This window comes from Enterococcus sp. CSURQ0835 (assembly GCF_902706605.1).
In the GTDB taxonomy this organism is placed as follows: Bacteria; Bacillota; Bacilli; order Lactobacillales; family Enterococcaceae; genus Enterococcus_A.
Genome location: NZ_CACSLH010000005.1, coordinates 102,862 through 115,155, shown reverse-complemented (window position 1 = coordinate 115,155; position 12,294 = coordinate 102,862). Strand labels below are relative to the sequence as shown.

The window sequence follows — 12,294 nt, the reverse complement described above, 5'->3', positions numbered from 1 at the left end:
GGCCCACTAGAATGCTTGAACAACCATATCAAGGTATTAAAACGTGTCGCCTATGGTTTCAGAAACTTCTATAATTTCAGAGAACGAATCTTTTTATACAGAGGAAAGTATTTTAGAAAACTAAAACCAACGACAAACAAACGGCTAGACAGAAGAGCTGCCTAGCCGCTTGTAATATTCTACTGATTTCACTCTACCAACACTAGTTGACAAAGAGCCGTTATGCCTTACTCCCCTATTGGCTAAAACGCCATGGCTGCTACCTAATCGTTCGTTGGCAGCTACTTGTCTTATTTGCTCAGTTCTTCGGTGGCTGCTTGAAGCGCCGCTTGCAATCCAGCTGGATTTTTCCCGCCGGCTTGCGCCATATCGGGACGACCGCCGCCGCCTCCGCCAATTTTCGGTGCGATCTGTTTGATCAAGTCCCCGGCTTTTTTACCTTCTGCCAAGGCTTTGTCGTTCATCGCGACTAATAAATTCGCTTTTTCACCTTGTGCGGTCCCTAAAACTAAAATATCAGAATAGCCTTTTTGCTTCCACTGATCAGCTAATTGACGTAATTGATTCATATCTTTGACACTGACGCTGGCTGTGATCACTGTTAAGCCATTGACCTCTTGGATATTTTTGAAGACATCGCCGGCTTGTTGGTTCGCTAATTTCGTCGCTAGCTGTTCGTTTTCTTTTTGTAGTTCTTTGACTTGTTGTTGCAATTGCTCTGTTTTAGCAACAACTTCTTTGATTTGAGGTGACTTCACGACTTGCGCGATTTGAGTCAATTGATCTTCTTGGTTGCGGAACGCTTCATATGCTTCTTGTCCCGTCAACGCTTCGATCCGACGCACACCGGCTCCGATCCCCGATTCAGAGACGATCTTGAACAACCCGATGTCCTCGGTGTTAGCTACGTGAGTTCCTCCACATAATTCGATCGACCAATCGCCGACATTTACGACCCGAACATCGTGGCCGTATTTTTCACCAAACAAAGCCATCGCGCCCATGTTTTTAGCGGTATCGATATCCGTTTCGATCGTTACGACTGGAATGGCTTCCCAAATTTTTTGGTTGACGATCTTTTCCATTTCTTTTAATTCAGCCGCCGTTACTTGACCGAAGTGGGTAAAGTCAAACCGCAAGTGTTTAGGTGCCACTAATGAACCTGCTTGATTAGCGTGATCGCCCAACACTTCTTTTAGCGCTTTATGGAGCAAATGGGTTGCCGTATGGTTTTTGATGATCTTATTGCGCATACTTTGATTGACTTGTAAGAAATAATTTTTACCTTCTGCTAAGGTCCCTACGACTTCAACTTTATGCAGTGGTTGACCATTTGGCGCCTTTTGCACATCGATGACCTTAGCCACGATCTTACCATCAAGATCAGAAATGATCCCATGATCGGCGACTTGTCCGCCCATCTCTGCGTAAAATGGTGTAGCTTTAAAGATCAATTGCGCTTGACCGTCACTGACATCTGCGACTAAGTCTTCCCCTTTGATCACCGTTAGCAATTCACTTTCCACACTTAAATGCTCATAGCCGACAAACGTACTTTCGACTTTGATGTCTCCCAGTAAAGCGGTCTGCACACCCATTGATTTTTCAGTTGTCCGAGCTGCCCGAGCCCGTTCTTTTTGTGCTTGCATCTCAACGTCAAATCCGGCATGGTCCACGGTTAGCCCGGCATCTTCTGCAACTTCTTCAGTCAATTCGACTGGGAAACCATAAGTATCATATAGTTTGAAAATGATCTTACCATCTAATTGACTTTCATTATTTGCTTTGACGTCTGCTAAAACTTGATCTAACATCGCCAATCCTTCATTGATCGTCTCATGGAAACGCTCTTCTTCAGAACGCACGACTTTTTCAATGAATTCTTTTTGTTCTAAGACTTCAGGATAATAGCTCACCATGATCTCACCGACGACAGGAACTAATTTATACAAGAAGGCTTCATCGATCCCTAGCTTTTTCCCGTGCATGACAGCCCGGCGCAATAAACGACGCAAGACATAGCCGCGGCCTTCATTTGAAGGAAGGGCGCCATCCCCGATCGCAAATGCTAGCGAGCGAATATGGTCAGCGATCACTTTAAAGGAAACATCTGTTGCTTTGTCCTTGCCATAAGTTTTCCCACTTAGTTCTTCAACTTTATGGATGATCGGCATAAACAAATCCGTTTCAAAATTCGTTGGCGCATCTTGGATGATCGAGACCATCCGCTCTAAGCCCATCCCCGTATCAATGTTTTTATGAGGTAGCGGTTCATAGTTGCCATCTTGGGTATGATTGAATTCAGAAAAGACCAAGTTCCAAATTTCCAAATACCGTTCGTTTTCGCCACCGGGATAATTTTCTGGATCATCTGCCGGTAAATCGTTGAATTTTTCACCTCGATCGTAAAAGATCTCTGAGTCGGGACCACTAGGACCTGCTCCTAGATCCCAAAAATTATCTTCAACTTCGACGACATGGTCTTCTGGTAAGCCAACTTCTTCTAGCCAGATCCGTTTAGCTTCCGTATCTTTAGGATAAACGGTCACGTATAATTTTTCCGGGTCAAATCCAATCCAATCAGGTGAAGTCAAAAATTCCCACGCCCAATGAATCGCTTCAGTTTTAAAATAATCTCCGATCGAAAAATTTCCTAACATTTCAAACATCGTATGGTGACGCGCGGTTTTCCCGACGTTTTCGATATCGTTTGTTCGGATCGATTTTTGCGCATTCGTGATACGAGGGTTTTCAGGTACGATGGTGCCGTCAAAATATTTTTTCAACGTCGCCACACCCGAGTTGATCCATAAAAGGGTCGGGTCATTAACGGGCACTAATGAAGCGCTGGGCTCCACCATATGTCCTTTTGATTTGAAAAAGTCTAAAAACATTTGCCGAACTTCGGCACTTGATAAGTGTTTCATCTTCATCCTCTTTTCTAAAAAAAATAAACTACCACTGCAGTCAAGGACGAAAACATTCGCGGTACCACCTTGATTGCAATGATAGTTTGATCATTACCTCTTCAACTCGTTAACGCCGAGTTACGTTTGATGATTAGTCAAAAAGTGCAGGGAGCAACTTAACTGGTCCAACATCCAGCTCTCAACTTTGCTGGACTTTCTGTGGATGGCTTAAGTCAAATCATATCCTGCAAAAAGTATATGCAAAAAATTTCCAAAAGTCAAACTGAAACTTGCGCTAAACTTAAAATACGGTAGTGTGTTTTTTCAGCGATGCACTAAATTTTGACGATGATCGCTTTGCGGTATAAATACTCAGCCGGATCTAAAACTTTTTCCGCAGCTAACAAGTCATTTGGTCGGTAATAGGTCGACAGCGGTAATTTATCCACGACCGGGATTCCGCAACTTTCTAGCGCGGGTCCTAACTTGACGACGCCTGGATCTTCGGTGAGTTCAAAACGTGCCATTCGCGTATCAAAAATCAAGCCGAACATATTCTCGCCATGCATCATGACTTTCAACTTTTTCCCGCGGTATAAATCATTTACATTCAACTCATTGCCCCACCGAAATAAGCGGCGACTGCCAGCACCATTGACATATTCCCACTGGTCTTCAGTCAATAGATCGAAATTTTTCTTCCGCACACTGTTTCGCAAACTAGCATAGGATTGTTCTTCATGACTAAAAACATAGTAATTATCCGTAGTTGGCACTTGTTCGATATACCACCGATTTTTTACTAATTTTGTGACTGGAAATGACCAACTCAAACTTTCAGCTGGTGTCAGTTGTGGGAACAAAGCTGTTTTGATCTCTGCTTCAAAGGTCGCAAACTGATCGGCAGCACCGTGAAAGCCACCTGTGATCGTGTCATAGATCCCCAAGTAATTCGTCCCAGCCGGCAAAGCAAATTTTTGCACTAACATTGGCGGGATCACAACTTTGCGCAATTCTGAGGTATACTGGTTGATGTATTCCGCTAATGCATGAGTGTCTAATAAATTAGCTTGATCACTTAACTGCTGCGGGTTCTGCGCATTTTTTTGCGGTGCTGTTTCTAAGAGCGACAATCCTTTGACCCCAAGATTCCAACCCAAAATCGCATCTTGATTTCCTGGAATGAAAACAAACGGTTCTTCATCGATCAAAAGCTCAAAAGTCTGACATTTGATGCCATAGAGTTCAAACTCTTTTAACTCGATATCTGTCAACCGCATCAAAGGATTGACAAAATACATCAACACTTGACTAAACAAAGTGCGTTTATCTTTTTCATTCAATCGTTTCCAATACGACCAGTCCAGTTGGTCAATAATATTCATACTTTTCTCCCCTACTCCTCTTTGTTATCATTAAGTATACCACTAACTGTTGAAATGAGGAGTCAGATGAAGGAATTTTTTGGTTCTGAAAAATGGCTACAAGCAGCCGCTTTTGCCTTGCGTTATGAAGTTTTCGTCTTAGAACAACAAATCGAACCGCAATTAGAATTTGACGCGTTAGATGATCATACTCGTTCATATTATGTTGCCTTTATAGAGCAAAAACCCGTGGCGACGATCCGTTATCAAACAAGTACTGCCACGACTTTACAGCCAGACCGCCTGTGTGTGGCTAAAAATTTTCGCAAACAAGGTCTCGGTACTCGAGCGCTTTTAACGATCGAAGCCAAGGGTCGTGCTGCTGGTTTGAACCACGCCCAACTAGTAGCTGAAGTAAGTGCGCAAGTTTTTTATGAGCGCCTAGGCTATCATAAAACTTCAAGTCCCTATTTAGCAGATGGCATCTTGTGTATCACGATGCAAAAACAGCTCTCAGATTAAAATTCTGAGAGCTGTTTTCAATTTGACGGCAAACTAGGCTTGCTCGAATTTTTTATGAATGCGTATTTTTTTTGTGTTTCCGAGCACTACGCTGATCTTTTTTGCGTGCTTGACGTCGTTTTTGCTGATTTGATTTTTCGATCGCCCGGTCGATTTTTTTCTTATAACCAGGTTTGACTTTCTTTTTCTTCTTTTTGACTAAACCGATCAAAGTCGGATCAAGTTCGTCTTTATTCTTTTCGCGTTTTTTCCGTCGGTTACGATCATAACTGTCAACGATCTCACCGTTTTTGATCTCTTTTGGTTGGAAAGTCACCCCAAAGTTTTCGATTTGATTGATCAAGTCTTCTTCCCCGGGTGAGTAGAAAGTAATCGCCGTTCCAGGTAATCCATTTCGCCCCGTTCGTCCGACTCGGTGAATGAAAAATTCTAGATCTTGTGGGATCTCCGCATTGATGACATGAGAAACGCCTTCGATATCGATCCCGCGAGCAGCTAAATCGGTGGCTACTACATATTGAAATTCTAAATTTTGAACTTGGCGCATCACTCGTTTTCGCTCACGAGGCGAGATGTCGCCATGGATCTTACCAACTTTTAAGCCTTGTGACTTCAAGTATTCGGTGATCTCGTCCACATGCTGTTTCGTGTTAGCAAAGACGATCGCTAAATAAGGATGTCCCAAAGTCAACACTTGATAGATCAATTGATTTTTTGATTGGCCTTTTGTTTGGATCAACCAATTTTCGATCGTATCAGAAATCACCGCTTTAGCTTTGATCTCTTCAACCACTGGATTATCCATATATTTTTGTAAAAATGGTCGTAGTCTTTCGGGGATCGTAGCTGAAAAGACGAGCATCTGCAACCGCTTCGGCAAGCGACCCGCGATTTGATCGACTTCATGTAAAAAGCCCATATCCAGGGTCATATCAGCTTCATCTACCACGAACGCTTGCGCGGTGTGAACTAAGAGCGCTTTTTCATTCATCATATCTAAAATTCGTCCTGGAGTCCCTACCACGACATGAGGTTGCTGATGCGCTAATTTTTCTAATTGACGTTTTTTATCTGTCCCACCGACAAAGTTCGTTACCCGCAACTCTACTGGTGAAAATTTAGCGATCTGAACTGCGGCTTGATAAATCTGATCCGCTAGCTCCCGACTCGGTGCGGTGATCACCAATTGGACTTCATTTTTAGTCCCGTCTAATCGATCGAACAACGGCAGTAAAAACGTGTGGGTCTTTCCTGAACCGGTTTGCGATTGGCCCACGACACTGCGGCCTTTTTTGATCACCGGGATCAATTTTTCTTGGACTGCAGTTGGGTTAGTAAAACCTTTATCTTTAATTGCCGCTAAAATAAAAGGCTGGAATTGAAATGATTCAAATGACATAGTTTCCCTCTTTCTCTGACTTTCCTGACCGAGAAACGACCGTGCTGATCGTCATGGTCTGACTTGCTTTTTCATGGAATAAACGATCTTTTCGTCTCAGTTGAGCATACAATAAGTTAAAGCCAAATAAAAGCAAAATCGCTAAACTCAACAATAGAATTAACAAATATGCTAGCATCACGGTATGGTTTGGCACCGTCAGATGAGTCAAAGTAAAGTTGAATAAGCGTAAAGTCACCCCCAACATGCCATAAAAAAAGCCATAGCGGATCACTAATTTTTTCAACGAGACACGTTGCCCGTTTTGAGCCGTGACTTTGATTCGAACGATTTTTTTCCCGACAGTAGTTCCACCGGTCACATAAGTCACCCCAACAAAATACAATGCGACTTCTAATAAGAACCAACCAAATGAAGTCACTTCATTCACCGCTAAGTTTAAGTGAAAAGTAGCTAAAAGTAATGTTACGAAAGTACTTACAACGCCGATCACTGACCAGTCGATCACACTTGCGATACTGCGACGCAAAACTGACACATGTCTTCCTTTCACCCACGCTTCCTGATCTAGATCATCCCGGCTTGGTAAGAAAAAGACAAATAGTGGTTCAAAAATAAAACCCAGCAAACCGCCCAGCGTATTATGCAGTAAGTCATTGACATCAAACAAACGATAAGGGCGCGGATAAATAAAATACAAGCCACTCAATTGAGTTAACTCAAAAAAAAGTGACAATAAAAAGCTGGCACCGATCGTTTGTTTGTAAGTGAGTTTAAAATAATAGCGACAGTAGATCCCAAATGGAAACAACAATAATAAATTAAAGACTGGTTCTAAAAAAACACTTTGTTTTAGCGCAGGTAAATAAGTCGCGGGCTGGCTTGGCCGAAAAACAGTCTGCGTCAAAAATTCCTGTAGCGAATGAAATAAACGCAACTCATAACGCGGACCAGTCAATTGCGCGACTACACTCCGAGGTGGCAAAGGCAAAATGACCAGAAAATAAGCGCACAATAAATAAAAGACAAACGAGTACAAGATCAAACTGCGCTTTTTTCCTAATGTCCCGTAACGCCGATAGTAATAGATCAAAAATGGCACCGTAATTGCAAAAGCTAAAAAAGGAAAGATCAGCAGCGCCATTTTGATTGGAAAGGTATAACTTGTCATGCAATCCAACTCCTTTTTTTCACTTTACTAAACTTTGAAAAATTAGACAAATCTTGTCTTTTGGGTTGACTAATGCTAAGTTTTTGTCAACACTGAACTAAAGGAGGTTTTTCAGTTGCTCAATCCATTTTTTGCTTTCGGAATCCCCGTTGTACTCATTATTTTATACAGTATTTTTTACAGTCTGAAAAAACTTAAAAACGCCGATTATCGTCAATTCGTCTTAACTTTGATCTCAGTTTTTTTAACGACTTTCAGCTATCAAGTTTATCGCTACGGCCAATCGATCACCAATCTCAATTCATTAAAAGACTTTAAAGAAACTTTCGGTTACGCCCCACGATTATTGCTCTTGCCACTGCTCGTCGGTCTCTTATTAACGATCTACAACTTTTTCCGCTTGTTTCGGCGATTACAAAAAAGAGAATAGCGACCTGCTATTCTCCAAAACTAAACATTTCGATTTCGACTTCTGACTGATACCGTAACGTATTCAAGTCTAATGTGACCCATTCTTTAGTCGTCATTTGATAATGATTGGCTTCCATCGCTTGTTCGATGAGTCCTAACAAATAGGAATTACTTAACTGAAGCTTCGACTTATCTAATAGCAGATGGACCAAATATGGATTCCGTAAGAGGAAATAATCCTCATTATATTTATATAAGATGACTTGGTACGTTTTTTTCAACAAGGGACAGCGAATCACAAAAAGACCTTCATCGACTTGCGGCAAAACAGACAACATGCGCTCTGGTTTTAATACCACCCGATGCAACATAACAGTGGACCCCCTTCTTACTTTATCAGTATAAAGGGGAAGTACGGTCAAACAAAAGTGATTTGATCGGTCAGACTCTGTTTTTCATTTTCAATTCATTTTAAGCTGGGAAGTTAAAATCTTCCCCACATTCTGAATAAAATTCCAGTAAAAAATCTTGCATGAAGCGGACACGACGGTCGGCTTCTTTTTTGCCGGTCGCTGTATTCATAGAAGCTGGCAATTTAAAAAGCTTTTCATAAAAATGATTGAGTACGGGGCCTTTTTTACGATAAGCGGCTTTAGTCTCAAATGTTTGAGGTGGTTGCTGGGGATCATATAGCGGACTATCAGTATGCCCACCATAATATGCGGTCCGTAAAATCCCGATCGCACCTAATGCATCTAACCGATCCGCATCTTGAACTAGCTGCCCTTCCAAACTTAAGTGGGCTTTCCCAAATTCTAACTCATTTGAAAAAGACAATTGCTCAATGATTGCAAAAAAAGCAACTTGGCGCGTAAGTGACCAACCAAGACTTTTTAAAAACTCAACCAAGTCTTTTCTTGCTGCTACTGGATCTGCAGCGACTTTATCATCGATCACATCATGTAAATAAGCAGTCGTCAACATCAGCTCCATGTCTATCTCCGTTGTATCATGGGCTAATTCTTGAGCGGTTTTAGCTACTCGCTTTGCATGAAAATAATCATGACCTGACGTATCTGTTCCGACTTTTTCTCGACTGTATTGTTGCACTTGAGTTAAAAGATCAGTCATGTGGCTGTTCCTTACGAGGTGGTCGCGTTCCCCAATATTGGAAGAAATCAGTTCGGATCGCACCGTTATAAAGTTTCCGTTTTTTCGTTGCTTTGGCTCCATAAAATTCTTCAAACGCCAAATCACTGGTCAAAATATATTTGCTCCACGTTTTTAAAGGCCGGAAAACTTCGCCCATCTCATGATACAACCGTTGAACGGCTTCTTCATCCCCTAAACGTTCGCCATAAGGAGGATTGGCCACAATGACGCCATATTCTTTTTCAGTTTTGAAATCTTTAACCGCTTGTTGTTTAAACGTGATCGAATCCCCTAAACCGATCTCTGCTGCGTTTGCTTTGGCGATTTCGATCATTTGGCCATTGATATCCGAACCGGTAATATCCAATGTTAGATCATAATCAGCAGCTTGATCTGCCGCCGCCCGAACTTGTTTAAAAACAGCTGGTTCAAACCAATCCCACGCCTCACAAGCGAATTCACGATTGAAACCAGGAGCGATATTGTGACCGATCAAGGCAGCTTCAATACATAAAGTTCCCGAACCACAAACTGGATCGTAAAATGGTCGGTCTTTGCGCCAATTCGTCAACATGACAAGCGCAGCAGCCATATTTTCTTTCAATGGCGCGCCACCTTTTTCCAGCCGATAGCCTCGTTTGAATAAACTAGGCCCCGTCGTATCTAAAGTTACTTGCACATGATCTTTTAACAGTGCGACTTCTAATTGGAAAAAAGCACCCGTTTCTGGCAGCGGTACGCGTGCTGGTCGATGGTAAACTTCTCGTAAACGTTCTACGATCGCTTTTTTTGTGATCGCTTGACAATCAGGAACGCTGTATAAAGTCGATTTGATTGAACGACCGGCAACTGGAAATTCAGCATCAAATGGTAAAAAGTCTTCCCAAGGTAGGGCTTTGACCTTTTCAAATAATTCCTCAAATGTAACAGCATCAAATTCCCCGACGATGATTTTGACCCGATCGGCGGTCCGTAGCCACAAATTAGCCGTCGCGATTGTTTCTTGCGTTCCTTTAAAACGGGCACGGCCATTTTCTACTTGGCAATCGATCCCTAAGTTGCGCAATTCTTTGCCCACCAGTGCCTCGATTCCACTTGCCGCCGTAGCGATCAATTGATATTCTTTCATAATAAACTCCTTTAAGTGTTTTTTTATTTCCCTAAATGACGGCTGAACAGCTTCATTCCTAAAAAATTACGTTCAACTAGCTAGATTCGATAAAAAAAACCTTCACAACAATGTTGGAAGGTTCCCCTGAATGCTGCAATTTTCTGTAAGCCATGTTTTGTACGTCTGACTAACTCAGGGAAGCTAGTCGCGTGGTAATCATCTATCTCCGGTTCTCACCGGCTCTTTCATCGTTCATTTCCTTAGAAAAAGCGCCCCTACCATTGTTTGGGTTGCTCGCTCGAGGGGTTTACCGCGTTCCACCATTTTAGTTTCCCAAAATGCTTCGTCACTGTGGCACTTTTCAAGAATACTCAAGCATAGATCGCTCCGTAGCTTTTTTTTCTGCCGTTACCGTAAAGGTACCTTAGCTTATGGTTTCGCTAAGCACGAACACTACAGACATCGCAGTCTGTGCGAGCATGGACTTTCCTCAGCTAGCGCAAGTCTAGCCGCGATCACCCGAAAATTGCAAAGCTGTTCAAATTAAAATTGCCGTGTCTTTTCATTGTCGTCGTCATCAGCTTGTGAGTAATTATTTTTAAAATCATCATTTGCTGAGGTACGCGTTGCTTGCACGTGCTGTTGTTGGTCTAACTTTTTGCCAAATACTTCGCGCTCTAGATTAGACAATCGTTTCAAAATATCAAAGTTCGTTACTGCCGAACTTTTTGGAACTTCTTTAACCCGCGAAGGTGCTGGTTCCACTGATTTTTCAGCTTGTTGGACTTTAGCTTTCAACTGTTCGTTTTCTGCTTTTAAATCCGCGATCTCTTTGCCGTAAGTCTCGTAATCTTTAATGATATTATCTAAAAATTCATCGACTTCGATCGGATCATACCCGCGCATTTTGGTTTTGAATTCTTGTTCTAAAATGTCATTGGGAGTATAGATTACATCCGCCATTTTGTTCACCTCGTTAACATCATTCAATAGCTTTCTTTTTCATTCTAGCCGATATTTCACGGGAAATCAAACGGAATCGTCAAAGATTGCATTTTCTAAGTCATCCATCGTGATAGATTGGATCGAATAAGGCTTCGTTTCCTGAACTTTTCGAGCAGCTGATAGAAAATATTTCGGTTTTCCCGGAAATTCTTCATCGTAAACGATCAAAGCGCCATCCGTATGGGCTAAAAGAAAAGTCGTCAAATTTTTGAACTGTCCGGGATTTTTATAGGGTTCATGGCTGACTGAATCACAAAAATCAGCTTGTGTTTTAACTTCTGTCAACAGCAATTGATTTTTTTCGTTCCATTGATTCCCATAATCTGCAAAAGGCAAAATCAAAGCGAGTTTTAGTTCAGGATAAGTCGGTTTCAATTCCGCCACGACTTCCCCGGCCCACAATTCTATTCCCAGCCCTCCAGCTACCATCACCCACTCGAGTCCATTTTCAACGTAATTTTTGATTTCGTTTTTTAAAACTTTTTTAATGACTTGCAATTTTGGGTCTTTTTCATTAAAAATCCCCAACTCATAACTTTGATAACCTGTGATATATAATTTCTTGACAGTTTCTTCCATGAAATTAAAACTCCTCTCTAAAAGTCCAGCTTTTTTTGTTATAATACCAATTAGGAGTGTGATGAACGTGGCAATCCACTATCCGAATGGCCAGCCATTCGCCAAAAAAAACCAGACAGCTAAACAACATAAAACAACATTTGCCAATCGTGGCATGAACTTTGAAGAAGCGATCAACGAAAGCAATGTCTATTATTTAAATCATGATATCGCGGTCGTTCATAAAAAGCCAACCCCTTTGCAGATCGTCAAAGTCGATTACCCGAAACGTAGTGCGGCCGTGATCAAAGAAGCTTATTTTCGTCAACCCTCTACTACGGATTACAACGGTGTTTACCGCGGCTATTATTTAGACTTTGAAGCAAAGGAAACAAAAAACAAAGCGTCATTTCCCTTTAAAAACTTTCATGAACATCAGATCACACACATGCGCAAATGTCTAGCGCAAGCGGGAATCTGTTTTGTCTTGCTGTGGTTTTCTAGTTTGAATCGCTGTTTCTTCTTTCCTAGTGATCGCCTGCTTACTTATTGGGACGAGCAAGCGACTGGTAAAAAATCATTGCCTTTAGCGATCATTGAGCATGAGGGCATCGAGATCCCGTCCAAAATCGCACCGCGGATTCCTTATTTGATCGCAGTCGACGAATACATTCAGCAAAGGAGCAACTAAC

General features: G+C 41.9%; 13 protein-coding genes and 1 other RNA gene. 4 read left to right on the top strand and 10 right to left on the bottom strand.

Annotated features, from left to right (window positions below; genetic code table 11):
* Nucleotides 1-165: transposase (locus GVJ38_RS03820; protein WP_200849450.1), on the top strand; the 165-nt coding region annotated here is incomplete at its 5' end.
* Between the two features lie 125 nt (nt 166-290).
* Here the strand turns inward: GVJ38_RS03820 and alaS are convergent.
* Both alaS and GVJ38_RS03810 read right to left on the bottom strand, forming a co-directional pair.
* Nucleotides 291-2,927: an alanine--tRNA ligase gene (gene alaS, locus GVJ38_RS03815; protein WP_159721847.1), complete on the bottom strand. Its 2,637-nt coding sequence runs from the start codon at nt 2,925-2,927 to the stop codon at nt 291-293.
* 317 nt (nt 2,928-3,244) lie between these two features.
* Nucleotides 3,245-4,294, bottom strand: coding sequence for a DUF7278 family profilin-like fold-containing protein (locus tag GVJ38_RS03810; protein ID WP_159721846.1), 1,050 nt, complete (start codon nt 4,292-4,294; stop codon nt 3,245-3,247).
* A 66-nt stretch (nt 4,295-4,360) separates the two neighbouring features.
* Here GVJ38_RS03810 and GVJ38_RS03805 point away from each other — a divergent pair, with 66 nt between their 5' ends.
* Complete coding sequence (locus GVJ38_RS03805; RefSeq protein WP_159721845.1) at nt 4,361-4,795, top strand: GNAT family N-acetyltransferase; 435 nt, start codon at nt 4,361-4,363, stop codon at nt 4,793-4,795.
* Nucleotides 4,796-4,847: 52 nt separating this feature from the next.
* On the opposite strand, the gene GVJ38_RS03800 is transcribed toward GVJ38_RS03805, so the two are convergent.
* Both GVJ38_RS03800 and GVJ38_RS03795 read right to left on the bottom strand, forming a co-directional pair.
* A complete protein-coding gene (locus GVJ38_RS03800; RefSeq protein WP_159721844.1) occupies nt 4,848-6,194 on the bottom strand; it encodes a DEAD/DEAH box helicase in 1,347 nt (448 codons plus the stop codon).
* Nucleotides 6,184-7,365, bottom strand: coding sequence for a VanZ family protein (locus GVJ38_RS03795; protein ID WP_159721843.1), 1,182 nt, complete (start codon nt 7,363-7,365; stop codon nt 6,184-6,186). The genes GVJ38_RS03800 and GVJ38_RS03795 overlap by 11 nt, the downstream gene beginning before the upstream one ends.
* Nucleotides 7,366-7,480: 115 nt before the next feature.
* On the opposite strand from GVJ38_RS03795, the gene GVJ38_RS03790 reads away from it, so the two are divergent.
* Complete coding sequence (locus GVJ38_RS03790; protein ID WP_159721842.1) at nt 7,481-7,795, top strand: hypothetical protein; 315 nt, start codon at nt 7,481-7,483, stop codon at nt 7,793-7,795.
* A 7-nt stretch (nt 7,796-7,802) separates the two neighbouring features.
* Here the strand turns inward: GVJ38_RS03790 and GVJ38_RS03785 are convergent, their stop codons facing one another.
* The 6 genes from GVJ38_RS03785 to GVJ38_RS03760 all read right to left on the bottom strand — a co-directional run bounded on the left by GVJ38_RS03785 (nt 7,803) and on the right by GVJ38_RS03760 (nt 11,623).
* Nucleotides 7,803-8,147 carry a hypothetical protein gene (locus tag GVJ38_RS03785; protein WP_159721841.1) on the bottom strand — a complete coding sequence of 115 codons (345 nt, stop codon included), beginning with the start codon at nt 8,145-8,147 and terminating at the stop codon, nt 7,803-7,805.
* 100 nt (nt 8,148-8,247) lie between these two features.
* Nucleotides 8,248-8,907 carry an HD domain-containing protein gene (locus GVJ38_RS03780; protein WP_159721840.1) on the bottom strand — a complete coding sequence of 220 codons (660 nt, stop codon included), beginning with the start codon at nt 8,905-8,907 and terminating at the stop codon, nt 8,248-8,250.
* The gene (locus GVJ38_RS03775) at nt 8,900-10,057 is read right to left on the bottom strand and encodes a THUMP domain-containing class I SAM-dependent RNA methyltransferase (RefSeq protein ID WP_159721839.1); all 1,158 of its coding nucleotides are present in this window, start codon (nt 10,055-10,057) and stop codon (nt 8,900-8,902) included. Before GVJ38_RS03775 ends, GVJ38_RS03780 begins: the two co-directional genes overlap by 8 nt.
* 141 nt (nt 10,058-10,198) lie before the next feature.
* Nucleotides 10,199-10,566, bottom strand: an RNA gene (rnpB, locus tag GVJ38_RS03770) — RNase P RNA component class B.
* A gap of 16 nt (nt 10,567-10,582) precedes the next feature.
* The gene (gpsB, locus tag GVJ38_RS03765) at nt 10,583-11,002 is read right to left on the bottom strand and encodes a cell division regulator GpsB (protein ID WP_159721838.1); all 420 of its coding nucleotides are present in this window, start codon (nt 11,000-11,002) and stop codon (nt 10,583-10,585) included.
* Nucleotides 11,003-11,068: 66 nt separating this feature from the next.
* Nucleotides 11,069-11,623 carry a DUF1273 domain-containing protein gene (locus tag GVJ38_RS03760; protein WP_159721837.1) on the bottom strand — a complete coding sequence of 185 codons (555 nt, stop codon included), beginning with the start codon at nt 11,621-11,623 and terminating at the stop codon, nt 11,069-11,071.
* 67 nt (nt 11,624-11,690) lie between these two features.
* Between GVJ38_RS03760 and recU the strand changes: the two genes are divergently transcribed.
* Nucleotides 11,691-12,293: a Holliday junction resolvase RecU gene (gene recU / locus GVJ38_RS03755; RefSeq protein WP_200849449.1), complete on the top strand. Its 603-nt coding sequence runs from the start codon at nt 11,691-11,693 to the stop codon at nt 12,291-12,293.
* The last annotated feature ends 1 nt before the right edge of the window (nt 12,294 follow it).